15 protein-coding genes and 1 other RNA gene are annotated in these 25,172 nt (G+C 42.2%); 5 read left to right on the forward strand and 11 right to left on the reverse strand.

Annotated elements, in window-relative coordinates:
- Positions 1 to 39: 39 nt before the first annotated feature.
- Positions 40 to 1,257 (reverse strand): NAD(P)-dependent oxidoreductase, encoded by a 1,218-nt coding sequence (locus ACM9J1_RS10565; RefSeq protein ID WP_415582007.1) that lies wholly within the window; start codon positions 1,255 to 1,257, stop codon positions 40 to 42.
- Between the two features lie 238 nt (positions 1,258 to 1,495).
- Between ACM9J1_RS10565 and ACM9J1_RS10570 the strand changes: the two genes are divergently transcribed.
- Positions 1,496 to 2,689, forward strand: coding sequence for a serine hydrolase domain-containing protein (locus tag ACM9J1_RS10570; protein WP_415582008.1), 1,194 nt, complete (start codon positions 1,496 to 1,498; stop codon positions 2,687 to 2,689).
- Between the two features lie 231 nt (positions 2,690 to 2,920).
- Positions 2,921 to 3,317: a transfer-messenger RNA gene (ssrA, locus tag ACM9J1_RS10575) on the forward strand.
- 99 nt (positions 3,318 to 3,416) lie between these two features.
- On the opposite strand, the gene ACM9J1_RS10580 is transcribed toward ssrA, so the two are convergent.
- The 6 genes from ACM9J1_RS10580 to ACM9J1_RS10605 all read right to left on the reverse strand — a co-directional run bounded on the left by ACM9J1_RS10580 (position 3,417) and on the right by ACM9J1_RS10605 (position 8,723).
- A complete protein-coding gene (locus ACM9J1_RS10580) occupies positions 3,417 to 6,059 on the reverse strand; it encodes a multicopper oxidase domain-containing protein (RefSeq protein WP_415582009.1) in 2,643 nt (880 codons plus the stop codon).
- Positions 6,059 to 6,535 (reverse strand): DUF305 domain-containing protein, encoded by a 477-nt coding sequence (locus tag ACM9J1_RS10585; RefSeq protein WP_415582010.1) that lies wholly within the window; start codon positions 6,533 to 6,535, stop codon positions 6,059 to 6,061. Before ACM9J1_RS10585 ends, ACM9J1_RS10580 begins: the two co-directional genes overlap by 1 nt.
- Before the next feature lie 19 nt (positions 6,536 to 6,554).
- Positions 6,555 to 6,803: a heavy metal-binding domain-containing protein gene (locus ACM9J1_RS10590; protein WP_415582011.1), complete on the reverse strand. Its 249-nt coding sequence runs from the start codon at positions 6,801 to 6,803 to the stop codon at positions 6,555 to 6,557.
- A 31-nt stretch (positions 6,804 to 6,834) separates the two neighbouring features.
- Complete coding sequence (locus ACM9J1_RS10595) at positions 6,835 to 7,557, reverse strand: heavy-metal-associated domain-containing protein (RefSeq protein WP_415582012.1); 723 nt, start codon at positions 7,555 to 7,557, stop codon at positions 6,835 to 6,837.
- A gap of 87 nt (positions 7,558 to 7,644) precedes the next feature.
- A complete protein-coding gene (locus ACM9J1_RS10600) occupies positions 7,645 to 8,205 on the reverse strand; it encodes a helix-turn-helix domain-containing protein (RefSeq protein ID WP_415582013.1) in 561 nt (186 codons plus the stop codon).
- The gene (locus ACM9J1_RS10605) at positions 8,205 to 8,723 is read right to left on the reverse strand and encodes a DUF3347 domain-containing protein (RefSeq protein ID WP_415582014.1); all 519 of its coding nucleotides are present in this window, start codon (positions 8,721 to 8,723) and stop codon (positions 8,205 to 8,207) included. Before ACM9J1_RS10605 ends, ACM9J1_RS10600 begins: the two co-directional genes overlap by 1 nt.
- Before the next feature lie 194 nt (positions 8,724 to 8,917).
- Here ACM9J1_RS10605 and ACM9J1_RS10610 point away from each other — a divergent pair, with 194 nt between their 5' ends.
- Complete coding sequence (locus ACM9J1_RS10610; RefSeq protein WP_415582016.1) at positions 8,918 to 9,187, forward strand: hypothetical protein; 270 nt, start codon at positions 8,918 to 8,920, stop codon at positions 9,185 to 9,187.
- Between the two features lie 60 nt (positions 9,188 to 9,247).
- Here the strand turns inward: ACM9J1_RS10610 and ACM9J1_RS10615 are convergent, their stop codons facing one another.
- The 4 genes from ACM9J1_RS10615 to ACM9J1_RS10630 all read right to left on the reverse strand — a co-directional run bounded on the left by ACM9J1_RS10615 (position 9,248) and on the right by ACM9J1_RS10630 (position 12,951).
- Positions 9,248 to 10,288 (reverse strand): protein rep, encoded by a 1,041-nt coding sequence (locus ACM9J1_RS10615; RefSeq protein WP_415582017.1) that lies wholly within the window; start codon positions 10,286 to 10,288, stop codon positions 9,248 to 9,250.
- Between the two features lie 17 nt (positions 10,289 to 10,305).
- A complete protein-coding gene (locus tag ACM9J1_RS10620) occupies positions 10,306 to 10,581 on the reverse strand; it encodes a helix-turn-helix domain-containing protein (protein ID WP_415582018.1) in 276 nt (91 codons plus the stop codon).
- Positions 10,582 to 10,658: 77 nt separating this feature from the next.
- Complete coding sequence (locus tag ACM9J1_RS10625; protein ID WP_415582019.1) at positions 10,659 to 11,687, reverse strand: hypothetical protein; 1,029 nt, start codon at positions 11,685 to 11,687, stop codon at positions 10,659 to 10,661.
- 10 nt (positions 11,688 to 11,697) lie between these two features.
- Positions 11,698 to 12,951 carry a tyrosine-type recombinase/integrase gene (locus ACM9J1_RS10630; protein ID WP_415582020.1) on the reverse strand — a complete coding sequence of 418 codons (1,254 nt, stop codon included), beginning with the start codon at positions 12,949 to 12,951 and terminating at the stop codon, positions 11,698 to 11,700.
- Positions 12,952 to 14,032: 1,081 nt separating this feature from the next.
- Here ACM9J1_RS10630 and ACM9J1_RS10635 point away from each other — a divergent pair.
- Both ACM9J1_RS10635 and ACM9J1_RS10640 read left to right on the forward strand, forming a co-directional pair.
- Positions 14,033 to 15,424 carry a hypothetical protein gene (locus tag ACM9J1_RS10635; protein WP_415582021.1) on the forward strand — a complete coding sequence of 464 codons (1,392 nt, stop codon included), beginning with the start codon at positions 14,033 to 14,035 and terminating at the stop codon, positions 15,422 to 15,424.
- 74 nt (positions 15,425 to 15,498) lie between these two features.
- The gene (locus ACM9J1_RS10640; protein ID WP_415582022.1) at positions 15,499 to 25,035 is read left to right on the forward strand and encodes a SpvB/TcaC N-terminal domain-containing protein; all 9,537 of its coding nucleotides are present in this window, start codon (positions 15,499 to 15,501) and stop codon (positions 25,033 to 25,035) included.
- The last annotated feature ends 137 nt before the right edge of the window (positions 25,036 to 25,172 follow it).

Genomic DNA, 25,172 nt, shown 5'->3' on the forward strand with positions numbered 1-25,172 from the left:
GTTTGGGAATTATCCCCAAATATAGGAATTTACCCGTGCCTAAGCATGTGCCGGAACGTTTCCGTCCGCATAATCCTGAAGGTATTTGAAGCGCTCGGTGAGCCGGCCATTCTCGGTGACTTTGGCGCGTTCAAGGATGCCGTCCCTGTCGCCGTTGAAAAAAGCCGGAATTACATTTTCCATGAACATTTCCCCAAAGCCTTCGCTGGCATCTTTGGGCAATTCGCACGGCAAATTATCTACGGCCATTACGACGATAGCACCCGGATGGAACACCTCAACTTCCTTGTCTTCGGACGGCAGGTAACCATAGATGGGCTCCGCAATCGTCGAGGAGCGGATCGTACACGCAATCGGGCCTTCGACGTCGCAGGAAATGTCGGCAACCACACGGATGTTGTTGTCTGGTGCCATCAGCATTTCGCGGGTCAGGATTACGGGCGCATCGTTGCCATAAAAATGCCCGGCCATAAAAATGTCTGACACTTTGGTGAAACGCGCAAAGTCTGAAACGTATTCTGTGGGGTGCTTGTAGAAATCGTATTTGTCAAGTTTTTGGCCATCAGTGCGTTTGTTGTAGTCGAGCACGTCGATTTGCGTATATACCGGGCCCGAAAACTTCTTGTTTAAATAGTCGTCGATGGACACCTTCTTGATTTTCATCCCGTCGAGGATTTCCATGGCGCCGTTGGCCACTTTCCCGTGTCCGGTCAAGACGATTTTGATAGGCGGTAACGTGTGGCGGCGCAGTCTCTGGATGAGCTCGTCCTTGCCGCTGAGCGTTTCTGCCTTGGGCAAGTTGAACAATTCGTATTTAAGCCCGAACGCCCGCATGCCATTGTACGCACCCACGATTCCGGCGTAACGGCCAAACCCGATCAAGCGTTTGAAGTTCTTGTCCACGATGGTTTCGTGGTCGTACAAATCGATATTCTTGTCGAGGATGGCACGCAACAATTTCTGGTTGTGCGGCTGCTTCTTGATGGTATGCGAAAAGAAAAAATACTTCTTGTTGGGAATGAGCGCGTCAACCGGCACTTCTTTTACCCCGAAGAACACGTCGCAGTCTGAAACGTCGCCCGATACTTCGATGCCGGCGTCGCGGTATTGCTGGTCTGAGAACACGCGGATGTCCGAACTTTCTACCTTGATTTCGGCTTCGGGATGTTCCGTTTTGAGCCTGACGAGTTCTTCTGGTGTAAAAACAACGCGGCGGTCTGGCGGATTTTTTCTCTCTTTGATGATGGCGAATTTCATTCGGGGAATTTTTAGCGTGCCAAAAGTAGTGTAAAATTGACAATTGGTAATTGACATTTGATAATTTGTGATAGACAATATAAGTTTTNCNCTTTCTTCTTTCNTCTTTCCTCTTTCTTCTTTTGACTTTTGAACAACCGTTGATAAGTTCTGGGCGGAATTCTTGGCGTGGTTGGCTATCTTTGGAATCTTTGAATCAACGCAAACCCGACGGCATTTTCGCCCAAATTAGAACCTCATGCTCCGGATTAAAAAGACCTGTCTCATCCTTTTTGCCGCCATTTTCGCTGCGTCCTGCGGAAAGGAAAAAGCCACCAAAGCCGAAAAACACCACAGCGACGACCCGCTGGCCTGCATTTTCCCTTGCGAAGCCAACCTGCCCAAATTATCTAAAGCAGAGCTGCAACGCAAACGCAACAAAGTGGAACATTTTGCAAAGAAGCTCTGGCGCGATTATGACAATTATGCGTTTCTGGTGGCGCAGAACGGCCAGATCATTTACGAAGATTACAACGGCTTTGCAAATAAATACAAGGATGAAAAGATTGGTGCCGAAACGCCGATCCACATTGCATCGGTGTCCAAATCATTGACGGCGGCGGCCATTTTACAGCTGGTGAACCGCGGCGAAATCACGCTGGACCAGAAAGTCAATACACTTCTGAAGACTTTCCCCTACGATGACATTACCATCAGGATGTTGCTGAACCACCGCAGCGGACTGAAAAATTACGCTTATTTCTGCGACCGCCCTGAAATCTGGAACCGGAAAGACACGGTGACCAATGCAGATATCCTGCGGTTGTTCGGTGAGAAGAATATCCCGCGGGAATCAAGGGCCGATACACGATTTGCGTATTGCAACACGAATTATGCGATGCTCGCACTCATCATCGAGAAAGTGACCGGCGTAAAATATGGCGAAGCGATGGACCGGATGATCTTCAAGCCGCTGGGTATGAAAAATACGTTCGTGTTCGACATCCACAAAGACAAAGCGCGCGTGTCTTTGACTTACAAAGGCAACATGCCATTGGCGTTTGACCATCTGGACGCGGTGTACGGCGACAAGAACATTTATTCGACGCCGCGCGATTTGATGAAATTTGACCTGGCGACCTACGACCCGGATTTCCTGGACAAAGCATTGTTTGACCAAGTGTTCAAAGGTTACAGTTACGAAAGTAAGGGCGAAAAGAATTACGGGCTTGGGCTGCGGATGATTGAATGGAAAACCGGGCAGAAATTCTATTTCCACAACGGCTGGTGGCACGGGAACACGTCGAGTTATGTAACCTTGCGGAAGGAAAAGGTGACGATCATCGCGCTTTCGAACAAATACACGAAAAAGACGTATATGGTCAGGAAACTGGCGCCGAGTTTTGGGGATTATCCGTTTAAGAAGGACAAGGCGGATGAGATGTTGGAGTAATTGGTGGCTGGTGATTGATTGGCCGCTGGTTCCGTGCAGCGCACATAAACGATTGCGTTAGGGATTGCAGTGGAAAGCCCACAGCGAGGCACGAGCGAGGACTTGCAACGGAAAGCCCGGCCGAAGGCAACGCCCAAAAAATTAAAATTTCTTTATTACTTCCAAGTTTACTTTTAGGTTATATTTGCAGCTCAGTTGTCAATTGTCCATTATCAATTGTCAATTGAGTCCGGGGTCGACTGGTTTTGACAGCAGGCCGGATTGAAATGTAAGCACGCCGGGAACGGTCGCAAATCCCGTCATCAAATGCGACAACACTTTAAACGGCGAAAATAACTACGCTCTTGCTGCTTAATCTGAATCATAGTAAGATGAGCCTCGCTCCTACAAGGTAGGAAAGCAGGATTCTCCTCGGAAGCCCTCGTCTTGTGGCGTCCGGTCTTGGGGAACCGTAAAACAGGACTAAGCCCGGTAAGGCTTCGCGCCCGGGACGAAAACCTAAGAAGCTAAGCGCCGTGTGGCGGCTGTAGGCCAAGCACGTCGTCGAAAACCCAATCTGCAGATAAGCGTGTAGAAAGCCTTTTGGTTCCCTGTTTGGACGGGAGTTCGACTCTCCCCGACTCCACAAAAAACCCTGTAACTATTTGAATTACAGGGTTTTTGTTTTTTAGTTGACAGTTTAGTTGACATTTTAGATTTTTTTCAACTGTTCATAACTATTTTTAGCCTAATAATTAATTGTCAAACCAACCCCAAAATCCATATCGCTATCGTAATGAATCCTCGCGCTGAAATTCTTGTCTAAAATATATCGTAAGTCTGCCATATATTCTTTATCGGTGTTTACCATAAAGCCTGCGCGTATTCGCGGTGATATGGGAATATCTTCGCGCATTAGTTGAAACCGAACGTTTCCATCATGATAAACTTCACCCTGCAAAATGACGAGCATCGGCAGCGTATAAGCAGCACCAATGCTTACTTGCGCCCGTTTGTCTTTGGTGTTCACCTGACCTAACAGATTTTCTTCGGCTTCTCCATGCTCCATTTTCCGATAACGAAAGTCAAATCCGACAAAAGGCATAAACCATTGATTTCGTCCAACATATCGCCCGATATGCGTTTCGGATTCATAACCGTGCATGTCGTTGTAGCCCAAACGCCATTCGGAAACAACACTCCAACGCGTGTTTGCGAGCATCGCCATACCATCGTTCCCATTGGTAGCAAAGTCGTTTTCAGCCATAATGTGAAATTCGCGATCATCTGAATTAAGTTTGCGCCTTGCCAGTTTTGCGTTGGGAATTTCGGGATTGACTGAAGGATTTTCGTAGCTGAAAACGCGTCCCATTCCGCTCATCATGTGATACAGGATATGGCAATGGAAAAACCAATCGCCGCCCGGTTCTGTCGCTGCAAATTCTATCGTGTCGAGTTCCATCGGCATAATATCGATGATGTTTTTCATCGGTGAATATTCTCCCTGAGAATTAACAACACGAAAATCATGACCGTGCAAGTGCATCGGGTGACGCATCATGCTGTTATTGTACAGGATGATTCTTAGGTTTTCTCCTTTTTTGATTAGGATGTTATCCGTTTCCGAAACGACCTTGTTATCCAAACTCCAAACATACCGATTCATGTTTCCTGTCAACTCAAATTTCAACTCGCGCCAGTTTCCATCGGGCAAAGTCGTTTTTTTGGGCGCACGCAACATTTCGTAATTGAGCGTTACTATGTTTTGACTTGTTGTATTCATTTTTGACATATCATGCCCTGAGTGGTCGCCTGTCTGCTCTTTGTTTTTTTGCGTCGATTTTTCCGCGCCTGTTATTTCAGGATACATAACGGTATTCATGTCCATGATTTGGTTCTGCATTTTCATGCCGTCCATTTCGACCATGTTGCCGTTCATGTCCATCATGTTGTTCATCATCTTCATTCCCTCGAAATATTTCAGTCGCGGTAATTTGGTCGCTGAAACCTTTTCACCGCTTCCAAGCCATAACGACGCTGATTTCGTCCGATCTTCGGGCGTAACCAAAAACTCATAACTTTTATTGTCAGGCACGGTAACAACCACATCGTAAGTTTCTGAAACGGCAATCAGCAAACGATCAACCTCAACAGGTTCGACATCGTTCCCGTCGCTTGCGACGACTGTAATTTTCCCGCCTGCATAGTTTAACCAAAAATTAGTTGATGCGCCGCCATTGGCTATTCGCAGTCGTACTTTGCCGCCAGCCTTAAATTGCGGGTGTTCGTCTTGGTTTTGCCCGTTGACGAGGAATTTTTCATAGTAAACATCGCTGACATCCATCGCGGTCATGCGCTTCCATTCGTTGGTTACTTTCGTTCCCAAATGACCGGAAGCTATCGCTTCGGTGTAGCTTTGCGTCGTACCTTTTTTGATGGCAAACCAATCGTTGGCGTTTTTGAGCCTGCGGTGTACTTCTTCGGGTTTCATATCCGTCCATTCGCTGAGCAATACAGGAACGGTCGGAATGTCCCATTCTTCCCGCTTATTCATGATAAACATACCATACATCCCGATTTGTTCCTGCAATCCGCTATGGCTGTGATACCAATGTGTACCATGCTGTACTATGGGAAACCTGTAAACGTATTCTGCGCCGGGTTTAATCGGCATTTGCGTCAGGAATGGCACGCCGTCCATTTGGTTAGGCAGAAAAAGTCCGTGCCAATGCAACGAGGATTCCTCTTTTAGATGATTGTAAACGTGGATTTCCGCAATGTCGCCCTCAGTAAATGTCAACGTAGGCATTGGAATTTGCCCATTAACCGCAATGGCTCGCTTTTTCCTTTTACCAAATAGCACGACCGTATCACGGATATGCAAATCGTAGCGAACGGTACGCGGCGGCTGTGAAGCAGCAACAGTCTTAATTTTACCCAAATTCTTTTTCGCGGTGGTAATGTTTGCGCTGAGGTCGTCCGTTTCCATGTTCATCACTTGCACGTCATGGTTTTCATGATTTTCAGAATCTGCTTTATTTTCTTCAATCGCTTCAACCTCATTTGCCTTTTTTACGAGGTTCATTCCGCATTTCGGACATTTGCCCGGCTTATCTGAAATAACTTCGGGATGCATCGGGCATGTGTAAACCTCAGCAGTTTTTTGCTCTGCTTTTACAGCCGTAACGGTGTCATTTTTCGGCTTAGGCGTTTTGGCTACTTTCTTTTTTACTTTGGTTTTTTCTTTGACGAGATTCATTCCGCACTTTGGGCATTTACCCGGCTTAGCTGCATGAATTTCGGGATGCATCGGACAAGTATAGCTAATTGCCTGAGCCTGTGACAAAGACGGCAGGAGAATGAGAAAAATTATAAAAATTGTCTTTCTCATTATGGCTTGTTGTTTTCCAGTTCTTCAATCTTCGCTTTCATCTGTTCAATTTCGGCTTGTTGACTGGATATGATATTTTTAGCGAGTTGTTGAATTTCGGGATCGGACAATTCAGCTTCTTTAACCATCAATATAGCCGCCGCATGGTGAGGAATCATCGATTTAAGAAACTCTTTGTCACCGACCGCAGTTTGCACGCGAATTGCAAAAAAGAAAGCAATCAACGCTATTGCGCTGACTGCCATTATTGCAAGATTGGCTTTTTTGTTTTTATACATTGCACCCATTATCGAAAGTTCAATGATAACCATTGGCATCGTCATCAAACCCGCCATATAAATTTGGTTGATGTTCGGAATGACGTTTTCCAATCGGTCAACCATCGAATACATCAGTATATACATGGCAATAAACGAAAGAACGGTCATAATCAGCAATTTCCTGTAATGGTGCATTTCTTCGTGTCCGTGTTTCATGTGATTTTCCATAATCAGATTATTTTACGGGTTCTGTCAATTTCATTCCACATTTCGGACATTCAGAATCTTTTTCCCCTTTAACTTCGGGATGCATCGGACATGAATAAAGTTCTGCAACTGGCTCTTTAACGGCAGTAGTATCGACAGCGTTTGTCGAAGTTTCCGTAGTAGTTTCAGTTTGATCGGTGCTTTCGGTTTTGCTGCCTTTTGAATTGCAGGCAGTCAATGAAAGCACGGTAAGCATTAAAAAAATGAAATTTTTCATAATAGTGTTTTTAAATTATATGATTTTTTATTTATAACATGGCAACGAGCATCGCGCCACTCATGGCAATCATCAAAGCATCTTCGATTATGGTGACTGTACTCATCGGCAGGTTAAACACCGCTCCGAGACAAGCGCATTGAATCCGTTTTTTATTCAACACGGATTGCAGCACACCGACAATGCTAATAGACATTACAACCAATGTCACGGAATTAGTGACAAGCGGATTGAAGTCGATGAGGTTTGCCAAACCCAAGCCCAATTCGATAAACGCATACAGATACGCCCAAGCAGGTATTTTCCTGGCAACTACATCGTACATCACATAGCTTTCGGCAAAGCCTTGCAGATTCAGCATTTTAAAAAACGAAAAAGTCAAAAAGAAACCCGCCATAAAGTGGCGCATCCATTCCATCCAGTCAAATACATTATTCTTAGTCTGAACTAATAAAGTTACAGCTAAAATGTACATGAAAATCGTCAGGATGGGTTTGTAAGTCACAAACCAACTTTTCGCCTGTTCTGCCGTTTCGTTATGTTCAATAGCTGAAATATGATAACGGCTTTCGTCGCCGCCCAATGCCTTTTGAAAGTCTGAAAGCGCAACGTGCTTATCCATCGTAATCGTTGCGGTATTGGCGTCTTTGGAAACATCGACCGACGTGACGTTTTCGACCGTCATCAAAGCGGATTTTACTTTTGCTTCGCAGTTTCCGCATGTCATTCCTATAACTTGATACGTATGTGTCATGATAATTGTTTTTTTGGATTTATAAGACAAAGTTCCGAATTGCTGCAACCGAAGTGTTGTACAATTATGGATGTGATTTGTAAGGTTTTATAAATCCTCTATTTGCTTCCGTTTTCTGCTTTTCAGGTTTTTGAAATGCGACGGGCTTAATCCCGTAACTTTCTTAAACTGATTGCTGAGGTAAGCGACGCTGCTGTAATTCAACTGATATGCGATTTCGCTCAGCGACAATTCATCGTAAGTAAGCAGTTCTTTGACCTTTTCGATTTTCTGAGCGATGAAATACTGCTCGATGGTCGTTCCCTCGACTTCTGAAAACAAATTGCTTAGTGCGCTGTATTCTTGACCGACTTCGGACGAAAGATATTGCGACAGGTTTGTTTTCAAATCGTTGTTTCGGGAGTGAACCAAATCGATGATGAGGTTTTTAACGCGTTCGATGGTTTTGCTTTTTCTGTCATCGATGAGTTCAAAACCCAACGCATATAAATTGGCTGCCAACGCTGCTTTTTCAGGTGCATCAATCGGATGTAATAACTCGACTTCGCCCAATTCGACAGACAGGGTTTTTATACCCAACTTTTCGAGTTCGGCAGCGACGACCATTTTGCAGCGTCGGCAAACCATATTTTTAATATACAGCGTCATCAATTGATTGTTTCGACTGTTTTGCCGCAACTAAGCATCTGCGAACCGTAATACGGATTTTTAACCGCTTTTTCTTTGCTCAGCCAGTTCGCACCTTTTCCGCCGTTTGCCATAGGGCAAAATTGGTAATAGACTGGCGTGGTGGTTTTAGAAACTTTTTGCAGTTTATAAATGGCTGACGAAAGCGTAACGAAATGATCGCGTTGGTGCTTTGTGTCTCCGGTGTCTGAAATATGTTCCGCATCTTCGGCAAGGTCGGCTTTTACGCTCATCCAAACTGCGTGTTGCTCTGCCGTCAATTTATCCATACTGACATTGTTAATTGCAGCTGTAAGTTCCTTTGATTTTGCGGCGGCTGATTTCCCGTCGGTCTGTACCAAAGCATCTTTGACCTCAAAATATTTTGCAAATACGGGAGCGAGTTCGTCGTGTCCCTGAGTGTTTTGTGTGGCAGCACCGCAAAGATTGATTGACAGCAATGCGATGATTGCAGCCACTATGTTTAAAAGTGATTTCATGATTATTTTTTAAAATTATACAAAATCGGAAGCAGTCGTTTCCGAAAAAGGCGCACCTATGGCTATCGGCAGTTTAAGCCATGCTTATCTTAGGGATGAGCCAAATTGTATAATAACCCGAAGAAAGTCGGGGTTGGATGTATGAAAACTGCGGCTTTTCGATTGTAGTTTCAAATCGATTAACGTCAAATTCTATGGCTGAGGTAATATTTGCAAATGACGGAGCGACAGGATTGACGCACGAAGAATTTCCGCATTTGCCATTACAGCCGCTGTGGTCGCGTTTTGAATGGTCGCCCGAACCGCAACAGCTTTTTTCCTTTTTAGGGGCTGACGTTTCTTTCTTGCACGATTTGCCGCACGCCAATGCTTCGCTCGGAGCAAATGCAAAGACTGCGACCAAAAGTAATATGAAATGCCATTTCTTCATTGGAATTTCAAAATTAGTTAAAATTCCCGTATGAGTTTTAAAATGCTATGTTAAGAACTTAGGATAAAAATTTGTAACGTTACGGGTTTGAGTATCAACAAATCTCCGAATTAATGTTATTAGTTAGAATTGCGTGCAAATATGAGGGAATTTCATAGTGACTTAATTTTTCGCCTGTTAACACATTTTCCCAATCCCCGATTTTTAAATTGTATTCCCATTCGTTGAAGTTAGACAGTAGTTTTGCGGGTGTTCGCTTATTGGCTGTTTGCTGTGGTAGGTTAAATCCAAATCTGTCAAAAATCCTTTTATCTTTCATTGCGATCAGGATAGTGTTTAAGGCTTTAGCATAAATCTGAACGGTATCGGTTTCTTTGTTCCTTTTCTTTAGGTCAGGTTCTGTAAAAATCTTACTTCCGTATTTGATTATTTCGATTAATCCGGTTTCTAAATTGCTAACCATCTTAATATTTTGAGCTGGTCTTTTCGCAAATTTGGGAGTCCATAATTTTAGCCATTCAGAAAGCAGTATTTCCGCCGTTGCTTTGTCCTTTGTAATTATGTGAAAATGCGGATTGTATGTTTTTCTTATTGGATTGAAATTACACTCCAAAGAACGCACTCCAGTTAGTTTTTTGCCTTTGCCTCGTTGGTATCGTTTCCTATGACGTTCAGTAATTATTTGAAAGCCCTCTATAAATTTTGAAATATAGAGTGGCAAATTTTTCGCGTTGCATGACTTAACCGTTAGCGTTAAAAAATATGGCTCTTTCCATTGTTTCAGTACCGGATAGTATTTGTTAATCATTTCCGCTTTACGTATGCTGCAACACAATGTACAAAATCTGTTTTTGCAATACTTGCCGTATAATTTCCCATCGGCAGATAATAGATTTTGTTGGCAATAATATGTGTTCCAATAAGATTTTTCCAGTTCGCGCTCCTCGTCTTGCTGCGCTATTTCAATGAGTTTTAGCATCATCATTTGAGTAATTGTTTTGCGTTTCGCTCTACCTTTTAAAGCATCGCATTTGTTGAGGTCTGAGCCTTCACCGTTAACAATTACCGAATGTTGTCCCGTTTTATTTGTCCTGCTTTCCACTAATGTATCAACAACCCTATTTTGAAATTCCATAAGAAACTATGTTTGAGTTAATTTCTTTTGTACTTCAAAGATTTGACTTCCCTCAATGAGTTTTCTATGTCAGATCGCTTAATTAGTAGAATCCTGCCGACTTTCAACGCTGGCAAAAATCCTTTTTTGATGTAGTTGTGAACCGATTGTTCTGAAACCTTTAGAAGTGCTGAGGTTTCTTTTACCGTTAGGTTTTCGGATTTTGGTTCTTCGACTGGCGTCTGCTTTATCCCTAATAGGATATTTTCGATATTCGACAATCTTTGGTTGATTGTCTCAAATGGATTATTCATAATACTTGCTTTAAAGTTTGAGCAAACCTAATAGCAGTATTTTGAGGTAACCCTTTTGTAACCGTTACATATTATAGTTACTTCGTTTTAGTTTGAGCCTGTTTTAATTCTGAAACCGCAATTTCTTTGGCTTTCAGATTATTGGAAAGTTTATCAATTACATAGGAAATATTAGCAACTTGATTCTTAGCTATCCTGTTCGATTGATGGTTATTAATGAAATTATATTTCATTTGAAAATGTTTTGGCGTTGTCGGAATCTGTTCGATTTCTACAAGTTCTTCAATCGCTTTTAATTTCCCGTCAGGATGGTTTTCAAAGTATGGAAATTCTCCCGCTGCCTGCAAATAGTAGTAGTATAGTGCATGTTGCGGAATAGACATAGCATTACGTTGCCGGCTCTTATGTTTCCCTTTTGTTGCTTCCTGTTGTGAAAGTTTTTCTTTATAATAACGTTGTTTGTTTTCAAAGAAACGCTTTTGCAAATCCAAATAGTTTTCGTCCTCTTGTTGCAAAACTTGGTTTTGAATATCCTCGTCGTCCAAAACATTTAATGTCTCGTTGATGATCTGTAGATTTTGTAAAATTTCCGACTCCGCAAAATTCTTACTTATAGCCTGAAAATTCGCGCTTAATGCAAATCGACACAGCTTTTCTAAGTTTAAGAACATCAGCCCTTTTCCGGCAATAAATTCCAAAGAATCGTAAAAATTTATAGTTAAGTTTTGCAACGCAGCTTTATGATCGTAAATGAGTTTGTTTGAAAGAACTATTCGGATAAATTCTTGCGCGGCAATCATAAATGTAAATTCCATTTGCATTTTATATACCGTACAGGCTTTATCACTTTCATCCTTACTATCTCCGTTACAGAACTGACAATTAGCAACCGCATCTTCAGGCAAAGATTTATGCATTGCTTCAGTTACTGCTTTTTCAGCAACGTTGTAATTGTGTTCACTACCTAAAAACTCTTTGAGATAATCAATATGCGACTTTCCTCTACTAAGGCTTTGCAAATATTCCTTTAAATCATCTGCAATCGGTATCGTAACAATTTTACTTCCCGGCTCTAACTTAATTTCAAATCCTATCGGCTTTTTCATTTATCTTATTTTATGCTGTCCTCATTGGCAATTCTAAGGCAAAAACCTCATCCATTGCTTCTTTTTTCTCATCGTTATCGACTTGGTAATATTGGTTTAGGGTTTTCATATCGGAATGCCCTGTAATTGACGCAATCAGTTTATCACTTTTTCCTTGCCTTTTCATCATAGTGATAAAAGTTCTTCTTGCCGTATGGGTACTTATCCGGTCATAAAAAAACATTTCCTCTTTGATATTTTCCTTTCCGCGAGTGGTGACCTTTTGAACTAATTGCGAATAGTTGAGTTCCCTAAATACTTCTTTGAGATATTTATTTTGCTTTTGATTGGCAATTAATGGCAATTCATAATTGTATTTAGCCAACAAAAATTTTGAGATCGTGGTTAGTGGAATTTTTCGGGCTTCCTTTCCTTTCTCTTTTTCTTCTTTTAGAATTATGTCAGTCGTCGTTACATTACTTTTTTTGATTGTCGCAAGTTCGCCAAACCTCATCCCGGTTACACAAGCGAAAACAAAAACGTCCCTTACCTTTTCTAATCTTTTGCTTTCAAAATTGTGCGTCAAAATCTTGTTGAGGTCGTCAATCGTCAGGGCGATTTGATTCGTCACAACTCTTTCAACTTTTTTGAATTTCATAAATTCGGTATTGAAAGTGTATTTTTTATCCAAACTCCAATAAAGAAACGATTTAAACAATCCTAAGTTTCGCGCATAAGTATTATTGATATGCTTTAAATCGTCCATACAATAAGAAGTAAAATCAGTATGGAATTTTTTATTTATGGAATTGAATGTAAGCGGATAATTCTTTGAGTCTTGAAAAGCCATTAAGATATTCCGAATGTTGATATATCGCTTTTCCGTCGCAGCCGACCAATCTTTGCTTTTTACCTTTTCCAATACAAATTCGTCAAATGCATCAAAAAATACATTTCTCCCGACGGCTAATTTCTTAAACTCCTCGTCGAAAACTTTTTTGAGAATATTGCTCGTTAATTCTTCATTGATTCTTTTGTACAGACTTTCTGTTTGAAGTAACAAATCAGAATATCTGTTGAGTTGCATTTTAATGGCATCTGCAAACTTAGATTTATGCTTTCCGTTTGTTTTGGGCTGACGGGCTTGTTTATCCCAATGTAAAGGCTGAATTTTTTCGCCTGTTGAATAAACAAACTTCCGGTTTTCATTTTTAAAAAAACATGAAAACATTATAAGCGTTTCCGAAACGGCGTTTGGTTCTTTTAAATAGAATGTATATTTCATTCAGTTGACAGTTTAGTTGACAGAAAGTTTATATTTAAGTACAATCGTGAAACTATAACAAATATAAAACTTCCTTTATTATCAACTAATTACATATCAAAAACGTTTTCAACATTATATTAAGAAATAAAAGAATCAATACTCCCCGACTCCACATCAAGCGCAAATCCGGCAAGCGGATTTAAACAGAAAAAAAACCGCCAAGTTTTACTTGAGCGGTTTTTTTTCTGTTTAAAGACGCCTGTCTTCGCCAGAAGACAGCGGATTTGCATTTGCAGGAGCGGAACCGGTGGAGATGTGCGAAGCAACTCTCCCGCTTTATTATACGGATTTGCATTTGCAGGAGATGTGCGAAGCAACGCTCCCCGACTCCACCAACAAAAACCGCCATCTCTTTATTGGTAAGGGATGGCGGTTTTTTTGTTTGGGAATTGTGCAGTCATTGTACGGTAGTTATTATCTTAAAGCTTACTATTTTCCAAATTACATCCCATGGGCAATCAACGCAGTAAAAACTTCGTTGGCTTCGAGGGTATCCGTATGTTAATTTTTGAGATTTATAAAGCAAATTTTAGTTTGTCAAGTGTTTTAACAGATTTTAACGCATTTAGTCGGTAAAATTATATTGTTTGTCGAAATATTTCGTACTTGATGTTGGTAATAAGCCTCTTAGAAAAAACTCGAATCATTCTTATCAACTTTCTATTATTGTATGAAAGCAAAAGAGATATACATTTTCACATTACTATGCGCATTTCAATTTTCGGCAATATCGCAGCCCGGTGGCGTTAACGGCCCAATAGCATGGTATACTAGTCGGAAAATTTCGGAAAACACCTACCAATGGATTGAAAGATGTGACGCCGAAGCAATAAAAAATACATGGCAAACCAACGGCAGGAATATCAATTTCAACGATGCGGCGTTATTCGAAACTAACGAGGAATTCAATCTCAGCAACATCAATCTTTCCGAAGCAACAGTCTTTGGAGTATTTTACCCAAATATCAATACCGTGAAAAATTCTTTTGCAATAACCCAAAACAGGATTACTGTGGGCTTGCAAAATCCGGCGAATAAAATGATACATTCCTGGCACTACATCAATGCTGCGCCGCTTGACAACTATTCTGTTTGGGGCAGTACCAGCGACCCCGAATTAAAAGTGAACTTTCAGGGCTACATCCCCGAACTGGCAATCTATAAAAGAAAGCTGACGCGCTTGGAAGCCTGGAAAGTGAAAAGCTATTTCGACATCAAATATGCGCTTACTCCAGATACCATTATCATAAGCAGCTACGGCAAAAAATACAACGAAATAAAAATACTTTGGAATCCTGATTTGCCGGTTTTCAAAAATTTCAACAACAGGTTAATCGCAATCGGAAGAGACGACCAGTCTGGTTTGAAACAGCCAAAATCAACCACGACTTATGAAGAGTACGACAAAAAATATGAGGAAAATGAATACAGCGCTTACCACAATGATGCCGACGGTGCCAGAGATTTGACAGGATTGCATTTTGTCCCCGATAAAGACGGAACATCTATACAGCGCTCTTTGACAGTAGGATTCGAAAATGACAAACTTCCTTCAGACGACAATACCTTTCTGTTCATTGGCGACAATGCCGGAGAAATAGCACCGGCTAAAATCGACCAGGTAAATTACAAAGGACTGGAAGCCATCGGCCGCAAATGGCTCGTTTACAATAAGGACAATATTAAACTTCCAACCAAGATTTCGGTTTCGGGCAAATTGCATGACGAAATTTATGACCCGTATGACTATCTGAAAAAACGGTACGTGCTTTTAAAATTCAAGGGCGCTACCGATCAAATCGAAAGCCTTACCCTTTTCAGTTATTTCGGAAGGCAGGTTTCCAAAGATAAAATGAAGTATCAGTTTTACAACAATAAAATTATCTGGAATGACATTTATTGGGACAATGCGGCGGATGATACCATGCATTATTTCACATTCGGGATTGTACCGATATTAAAACTCTTATCGCTGAACAATACCACTATCAGGTTTCCGCTAATAGACCGAGACAAGCCCATTACCTGTAAAATAAACTACAAGGCATATGATTTCACCTATCAGAACCCTAATGACATCAAGATAGACATCGAATTTACACCGGGAATTCCACCCTATCAAATCCTTGTCGAGAAAATAGTGCCTGCCGGTAAGACAACAATTGTTAACCTATCGTCAAAAATCGAAGATAAAAATGACAAATCATTTGATAATACAACATCCGATATTGATGAAACAAAGGATGACGACCCGAAGGATAACGGCACTATAAAATTCCCTAAGGACGACAGGTATTGCCAATACACCACTCCAAATCTTGAAGCGAATCAAACCTATGTAATCACAATTACCGACAAAGTAGGACAGGAAATCAAGTTTACGGCAAATACGAAATTGCCGGCCGCACCCAGAAAAAAAAGAACACCATGAAAAGTATAAAAAGTCAAATACGCATTGTAAAACCTGCGCTCGCGATACTGATCTTACTTTTGCTTTTCTTGGGTTTGAGTCGGATCAATGGATTAAAGTTTCATTTTGCAAGAAATCAAAAAGCGCATTTTACAACCGATGCGATACCGAACAAATCTTCAATCATCCAATCATTCTCATTTGCATCCATAAACCGGAAACCGGCCGCTGCGCCGATACGTTCGATAACCTATTCTATAAAACCGGATTTTTTTACACTTCGCAAAAAAGTACTGCCCGAGCTGGAATATGGCATGACCAACGTAACCGCAAATGAAGGTTGGTATAGCCTGATTAATCCAATGCATAATGAGCAGCATATCAGCATGGCATATGACCCCGATAAAATTCCCGCCGGTTATCTGCCTACAGATATAAACATCTATTGGTTCGACAAAAAAAATAATCATTGGACAGAGATAAAACGTGACAGCATCAGTATTGAAAAGAAAACACTTTACGCAACGTCTACTGAGGACGGTGATTTTATTAGCGCTATACTAAAAGCACCCGAGTCGCCTGAAACAAAAGGTTATGCGCCAACACAGATGTCAGGAATCGAATTTGCCGATCCGGCAGCGAAGATCAACATAATTGCGCCTCCGACGGCAAACAATCAAGGTACGGCTAACCTGTCCTACCCTATCGAATTGCCTCCGGGCAGAAACGGCATGCAACCCACAATCAATGTCAATTACAATAGCGACAACGGCAACGGTATGCTCGGTGAAGGCTGGTCAATCGGCGGTATTTCCTCTATATCTGTAGACACCAGATGGGGCGCTGCGCGATATAGCAATGACAAGAAAGATAACGAAACGGAGACGTATTTGCTTGACGGACAAATGCTCGCAGCCATACATAAGGGCGAAGCGAAATTGGCCCATATAAATTTAAATATGCCAAGAACGGAGGTCAGTGAATTCCGTTTTCGCAAGGAAAGCAGCTTTAAGCACATCAAACGCGAAGGCAACAGCCCATCTAATTATCACTGGGTAGTGACCGACAAATCAGGCACGAAATATTTTTATGGCGGCAACGGGCAGGTTGATCCTGATGCGGTTTTAAAAAATGAAGGCAACAACAATATCGCAGAATGGAAAATTACCCGCGTAGAAGATGTACACGGTAATATTGTAGATTACAAGTATCTAAAAACAACCGGGAATGACAATTACATTTTTCCGAAAACCATCGAATACACCAAAACGAATCCAAATATTAATGATTACTACAGAATTCATTTCGAATATGGCACAGATCGCGAAGATAAACTTTCATTGAATGGTCGATACGGCTTCTTAACCAACGCCAACGCATTAAAACTGAATACAATAACCATTACCTACCAGTATGCTAATGCGAATAAACCTGCAGAACTCGCCCGGAAATACAGCTTTGATTATAGAACCGGTGCTTTCAGTAAAACCCTGCTTAAAAGCATAACACAGTTTGGAAGTGATGGAAAAACGCAGTTCGCTGCCCATCAATTCACTTATCATAATGAAAAAGGAACGTCCGAAAAATTTAGCGCACCCAAGTCTTTTGACGTAAACCCTATTAATGCCATCAGCGGCCTCGATACGCGTACGTTAATCAAGACAAACGGAACAAGTGCCATCGGCGGCAGTAAATCTTCCTCAATCAGCGGCGGGATATATGTCGGTGCCGGGCCCGGTGTCGATGTTTATTCGGTTGACAATTCAGCCGGCGTAATTTACCGCCACTCCATGTCTTCGTCAGAAGGAATCAACACATTTGTTGACATCGACGGCGATGCCAGGCCCGACCGGGTTTACCTTAAAAACGGAAAGCTGAATTATGAAAAGAATGAATCCATAAACGATATCTTGAAATTTGCCGCGGGTACTGAGATTATCGGTGCAAAAGATTTTTTTAATGAAAGTTCCAGGACGTCCGGCTGGGGCGGAGAATCGAATTTTGGCCCTGTTATCAGTTATGAAAGAGCAACCACGGAAAGCGTTACAGAACGATTTTTTGCCGATTCCAACGGTGACGGCCTGATGGATATCATCAATAGAAACTCAGTGCTGTTCAATACCGGAAAAAAAGACGCCTCAGACCGATTAAAGTTTTCTCCATTAAGCTCAGATACGCCTGTTACCATCAACGCCAATGGAGTTACCCGAACAATTTTAACTTATTCGGGGAACGCCAAGGACGATGAAGATCTTATTGAAGACAATCCGCTTAACGAAACCGTCCGTGTCTGGGAAGTGCCTTATGACGGCACAGTCAATATCAAAGCTCCGATCTCAAGGATTGTCCCTGCCCTTCCTTCATCAGATTATGACACTGCCGACACCACTTTTGCTTCTGTCGAGTATGAAGGCAAAACGCTCCCGGGAATGGAAATCGGAATGGCAAAAGGTGACAACGCGATCAAAAACCTTATCAAAAACGATTTGCAGGTAACAAAAGGGAAAAAGATTTATTTCAGGCTACGCGCCGGGCACGAACGAGAGGACAACGGCGCTTATGACGAAGTCAATTGGAACCCGATTATCACCTACACACAGTATGACGGAATTGCCGATGAGGGATTCACCAGTCCCGCCATAGACAGAAAAACCTTTGAAGCTTCAAAAGATTTCCTGCTTTCCAACAAAATGGCCGCAACAATCCCGGCAGATGCCACAAATATCCGGATTACCGGATCATTCCAAAAGTTGGCAACGATGGACGACATCAAAGTTCAGGTGTTGGTTTTGAAAGACACCGACATGTCTGTAGACAAAGTGCATTTTGAACAGACATTCAAATCAGGCGACACCCCAAATACGCTTGATGTAACCAACCCTAATGAAGCCTTGAGCGCAGGGCAAAAAATCCAGTTCGTCATTAAGTCTGATGTTAATATCGACTTACACAATGTAACTTGGGAGCCAACAATTGAATATGAGAAAAGAATTGAAAAAAGCTGCTTCGATAGAACCGAAACCGTTCCATGCACACCGCCTGAGTTTATCACAGTAAATGAAAAGTTACTTGAAATACCGTATTACGTTTTTAAAGACAGCCTTATTTTTAAAGGCAACTACCATAAATTTTCCGCCGACAAAGACATCAGCATCCATCCGGTGCTGGATCTCAGTCAAGTTGATAAATGCGATGGCAGCTTTACGGTATCGGTCAAAACGCCGCAGCGCGTAATTGCTAAAAAAGAGATTGTATATGCCAATGGTCAACTGCAGGAAAACCTTCCTTTGGAGTTTAATCTTAAGGCCGACACGCCTTTCATCGTGAGCATCGAAGGCCCAAACCTGCCGCTCAATTCAAAACCAAACAACAATTTCGCGGCAAACATTACTGCTGCCGGCTATTACTATCCGGGAAATGGCGCCCTTGTATACTTTGAAAAATCGCCAGTCGAGACGCCAAGTATCAACGCCAACCGGACGACAATTGTTCCAACGAGCGGCACGTATAAAATCATTCCTTCTCTATCGGTAAAAAACAACACCCAAAAAGGTGACATCAAAATGCAGGTTTGGGTAAATGACGTCATGAAAACCGAAACGACCATCACTTATGACAACAATAGCTTCTCGCTCCCGATCAATTACCTGAGTGTCGATATGTTGGCCAACCAAAAATTATGCGTCCAGTTGATTTGCAAGGATGAAACTTTGCTCTTCAACCCCGATTTCAAAGGCAGCTTTACTGCGAATCTTTTTGAAAAGGCAGATTTGGTAACCAACCGGGGCAATCAAACTTTTGGCCCTATGTACCGCAACTGGGGGCAATTTGTCTATAACGGAATGAATGATCGGGCAAAAAATCCAATCGTAGAAAACGACCTTGTGATTGCCAAGGTAAGTGAAGATGAAGTGAACACTTTCAAGGCCGACGTCAATACTTCGGTCTCATCCGGACAAGCCATGGACCGTTCGAAAACCGCAGTCCTCGATAAAGTTTCTTCAGGGAAGGCGACTTTTTCTATCATGCTGCCCAAGGCGTTTGCAGACCATAGAAATTGGGTAGGCGGAGAAAAACAGATTTACCTCAATAAAGACAAAGCAGGCGCATCCAGGCTTGGGTTAGACGATGTCAAAAAAATAGACCCTTTTCAACCTGTTACAGGTGCGGTAAATTCATATGGTTACGGTGTCCCGAAAGTATCAAAATCGACCATGCATACCATTACGGCATCATATGGGGTTTCCGGTAACAAATCCTGGGGTGATTTTCAGATGGTCTCAGACTTTATCGACATGAATGGCGATCGTTATCCCGATGTCCTGAACGAGTCAAAAATCCAGTTCACCAACGCCGACGGATCTTTGGGTATGACCGGCACCAACTCATGCGCGCATAAAGGTGACAGCGAGAGCAATGGCATGAGCACTGACGGAAAGAATACTTCTCCGCAACATTATTATTCTGAAAAGGCAAGCGGAAACAGAACCACTTCGGCCACTGAACATACCGGTGAAAGTGCAAAAGGTTCAATGGCAAATGCCGATTCGGGCATCGGAAAAAGTGTTGCCTTTAACCAAGGTTCTGAAAGCACTTCCGCAACCTGGATTGATGTGAATTCTGATGGACTGCCCGATGGTGTTTCAGGCTCATCGGTCCAACTCAACCTTGGCTATGGCCAGTATAAACCGATTACGCAATCTTTTCAAAAAGACAACACATCCTTTCTTTCAAAAGTTGAAAACATTTCTGTTTCTCCGGGAATTTCTACCGGATTTTCATTTTTGAAAAATAGCTTTTCCGCAGGCGTGGCGGTTTCATTTTCTGATGTTGCCGGGCTTTACAACATACAAGACATGAACGGCGACGGGTTGGCTGATAAAGTAACCACCAACTACAACGGATCAGTTTCGGTTGAAATCAACACCGGGGATTCTTTCATGAAGCCTATCGATTGGCTTTCGTCGTCGAAAGGCGGCGATGATTTGCCAAGCATTAGGAATTTTGCTTCCTTCGACATCAGTTATTTGCCTCAGGTTGGCGGCAGCATAATCAGCAAATGGTTTGGTTTTGAAAAGGTAAAAACCAATGCATCCGTAGGAGTATCGGTAGGATTCAGTACCACATTTGGATTTTCGCCAGTAATCATCCCGGTCAAAGTCGTCTTCAACCCATCGGCAAATACTGCTACCGGCATCGGAAAAACGACACGGCAGTTCATCGATGTTAACGGCGATGGTTTTTTAGACCATGTTTACTCGAACACCGAAGACAAAATCGAAGTGCAATTTTCGAATCTCGGAAAAACGAACAAGCTCGAAACAGTTACCAATCCGCTGAATGGTACGTTTACGCTTGATTATGCACATACAACGCCAAGCCCTGAACATCCGGGCGGCAAATGGGCTATGAGTGAACTTGTTATTGACGATGGAATCAGTTCAGACAGAGATTCTAAAGGTGTTAAATTCGACAGCCGCCAGCAATTCTCTTATGAAGGAGGGCATTATGATCGTTTCGAACGGGAATTTCTGGGTTTTGGGACGGTAAAAACCACAGACCTGGGTTTTAACGGCAAAAAATACCGTGACAGGATAACGTCTTACAACACCAATAATTACTACTTCGCAGGAATGTTGGAAGAAGAAGTACAACAGGATAGCGCCGAACCTGCCAATAAGTATGGTACTACTAAGAACAAATACCAAGCATACGCCGTCGTCAATGGCCCGGGCGGAGGCGACGGCGTTGTTTTCGTGGCCCTCGACTATAAACTCAACGGAACTTTTGAAAAAACCAACAATGTGCTTTGGTTTAACAAGAGTACGTACAAATACAATAAGAACGGCGATCTTGAAAAATTCACTTATAAGGAAAACCCATCTAGGGAAAGTGATAGTACAATAGACTATCAAACGACGGTAAAATACCTCGACGACCTGACTCATTATATCATCGGATTGCCTATTGAAGTACTGACCGAGAATCCCGTCCAAGACAAACTATTCAGGCGTAGTACCGCAGAATATTATGATTGGGGCGTTGATGGAGGGCAAGACGGAGAGAAATACAGGAGAAAGCTGAAAAGTTTAAAACTTTTTTATGGGAATCCGCGCGAACCAGAGGTGTCTGAAACGACGTTCACCTATGACCGATATGGAAATGTCGAAACCAAAACGCTTCCAAACGGCATCCGATATACTTATGAGTATGAAAACAGGTTATTCTCGCACATCAGCAAAATTTCTGATAATCAATTTGCTCTTGACAACTTCTTTTCAGACTTCGATTATCGCTACGGAATTGCCGAAAAAACCACGCTGACCAACGGCAATACCATACGTTACAAATTCGATCAATTTGGCAGGGCCACGACAATAATCGGCGGATTGGAATCTATCAAGGGCGATGTTAAAAACACGTTTACGCTTTCTTTCAGGTATGGCTATTCAGGAAAAACCGCTTACGCTCTGACACGCCATTATGATGTCCAGAATAAAGCAGACGGCATTTACACCATTAAATTCAGTGATGGTTTTAAACGGCCTGTCCAAGTAAAGAAAACAGGCATCGTCGAAGGTGTTGAAAAATGGATCATCAGCGGCAGGCAAGTTTATGACGCATTTGGGCGGGTAATCATGGCCTACTATCCGACAGATGAAAAATATGACGTCAATAATGATGTTGTCGGAAATACCGGACTCACTTTCAACCAAGATTTTGACTCTATTACACCTACTGTGACAACTTATGATATTCAGGATCGTGTGACCGAAACCAAACTTCCAGACAAAAAAGTATTTTCTACCATAAGTTACCAACTGGGTACGGATGCTTTCGGGGAACTTTCGCGCGTGACGGTTGAAACGTTTACCGATGACAAAGCTTCAAGCCGTAAAGACGTTTTCCGCAATGGTTCGGGATTGGCCTCAACCGAAATCGAATACCTTGAAAAACCGGCGAAAAAACCGGTAACCATTTCTTATAAATATGACGACTTCCACCAACTCGAAGATGTCCTAGCCGATAATGTCATTGTAATGAGAAACAGGTATGATTTTGCCGGATGGAGAATAAAACATTATGACGCCAATGGTGGAACAACAACATACCATTACAATAATTCAGGACAAATTGACAAAAAAACCATGCCCGACGATGCCGTGACAGATTATATTTACCATTATGGGCGCCTCACCGAAATACAATACCAAGGACATCCTGAAGACAATGTCAAATATACCTATGGAACCAAAACTGCCGGTAAAGAAAGTAACGGCATTGGCCAAATTATCTTTCAGGAAGACGCCACGGGTGCGCAATCATTCAGGTATGATCCTTTGGGAAATGTTGTCGAGAATACCCGAACGATCATTGCGCCGTTCCACAAAACTTATACTTTTACTACCAAATTCGAATATGACAGTTTCGGAAGGTTGCAGCATATGACTTATCCCGGTGAGGAAAAAGTAGTTTATAAATACAACAAAGGCGGGCTTCTCGAAAGTGTAAATGGATATGTAAGAGGCGAAGAAAAGAAACCCGATTATCCATACGTAGAAAAAATAACCTACAATAAGTTTGAGCAAAAGACAACCATGCTTTTGGGAAATGGGGTTACAACAAAGTATGCTTATTATCCGGCAAGGCAAACATTAAAAAGCATGAGTACTTCAAAAGCGGGCGTTGAATTCAGCAACTGCACTTATGACTATGACGATCAGGATAACGTGACGCTAATCAAAAGAAATTCAAAACCCACGCCCGAAGGACTTATGGGCGTCGTAATGCAACATTCCTATACCTACGACAACATGAACCAACTCAAGACCGGGACAGGTGATTGGAATAAGAATTCGCACACCTATGAACTTCATATGGATTATGGCAACTACGGCAATATCAGCCGGAAAAAATTGCAACTGACATCGCCAACGGTTAACCGTGATATTACTGACGATTATGGATACCGCGACGCATCCATTCCGATGCGCGTTACCAATATCGGTGAGACTATTACCAGAAAAACCGTATCAGGAATCAATTACAATGAAAACAATAATACCTACATATTCGATTATGATAAAAATGGCAACAACAATTACCGCGGAATGGGTAATAAATCACAGCTGGGCGTCAGTGAACGTAAAATAATCTGGGATCAGGAAAATCGGGTGCGTGCCGTAAGTAATGATGGCTATGTGAGCAGCTACACTTATGATGCCGCCGGTGCCCGCACCATTAAAATGAGTACGCAATCAAGCGGAACTTACATGAGCGGAAAACTGGTCAATGAACAAAGCAGCGCCTTGACTTTTAGCCTGTATGCCAACCCCTATTTTTCGATGCGCAATACAACCGTATCTGACAAAGACAAAAATAAAGTTGCCGGAATCGGGACAAAACACATCTACATAGGGATCGAGCGCATCGCCAGCCAATTGACTGACATGAAGAATTGGGTACTTAAGGATGATGTCCCAAAACAAGTACAATGCGGAGAACCTGGAAAAGGCTGCGGTTCAATTGTAGATTACAAACAAAAAATGACAACTGCAGGCCAGTTGGTCAATAATTATTATGACGATTTTGATTTACCGCATAAATTCCTGAAACCTGATGCCTTCGAAACGGTGCCGGCGGTGTTCTATCAACCGGCGTCGAATCCAGGAAAACCAGATGCAGGAAACGTATCGACTGCGGTGACAAAAGATGAAAATTTACGGTATTTTTACCACAGCGGAAATGTTGGAAATATAAACATGGTAACCGGAAAAGACGGCAAAGTACTGCAATACCTTGAATACTTGCCGTTTGGTGAAGTTTTTATGGAGCAACGTCAGGATTACAGCAGCCAGTTTACCTTCAACGCCAAAGAGACAGACCAAGAAACCGGCCTTGCTTACTATGGTGCGCGTTATTACGATCCACAAACTTATCTGTGGCTCAGCATTGACCCAATGGCTGAAAAATATACCGGCAAAAGCCCATTCAATTTTTCATTGAATAATCCGGTGAAAGTAACCGATCCTGATGGCAGGATGACAGAATCAGATCCGTTGTTTGAATATGCGCCGCGTTGTGAATCAGATCCATTATTTGATCCTGCGCCACGCTCCTATGATGAATTAGCCAAAGCATTTCGCACTTACACACCCAAAAAACGAGAAAATGGATGGGAAGATCGTGTAAGCAATGCGGGAGGATGGGTCGGCGTTGCGACAACGCCGTTTGATTTCACAAAAGCTTCCATCGGCAACAACTTTAAACTCTATCAAAGCGGATGGGGAGGAAATCAATATGTAGCTACCATAAAAATAAGTAAAATTGGCAGCATATTAGGTTGGACGACACTTGGTGTGGGGACCGCTTTAGACGTTCATGGTGTCATTAACTATTTCGGCAACGATCCGAGTAATTATATTGTGCATCCTGTACAAGCGACTCTCAATCTAAGTATTGGAGTGATCGCAATGTACAACCCGGTCGTTGCCGTCGGATCTGCCGCATATTTTGTGATTGACATAGCCTATCCTGGTGCTGTTGGTTCCTATCTCTACCAATATGGCAAACTTGATGCTGAAATGAGGAGAACCACTGGTCAAGGCATAATGACTGTGCCTAAATATTGATTTCTATTTTTAAGAAATACTAAATTGATGGAAAGTAAATAAATTGTTTGCCTCAGCTCCACTCTTCGAATAATATATATTCTGTTTTCAATAAGTTAATTAAACCGTATTAACGTGTTTGTATAGTTTTTGTACGG

Origin of the sequence: Flavobacterium longum, from assembly GCF_965137575.1 — a bacterium.
In the GTDB taxonomy this organism is placed as follows: domain Bacteria; phylum Bacteroidota; class Bacteroidia; order Flavobacteriales; family Flavobacteriaceae; genus Flavobacterium; species Flavobacterium longum.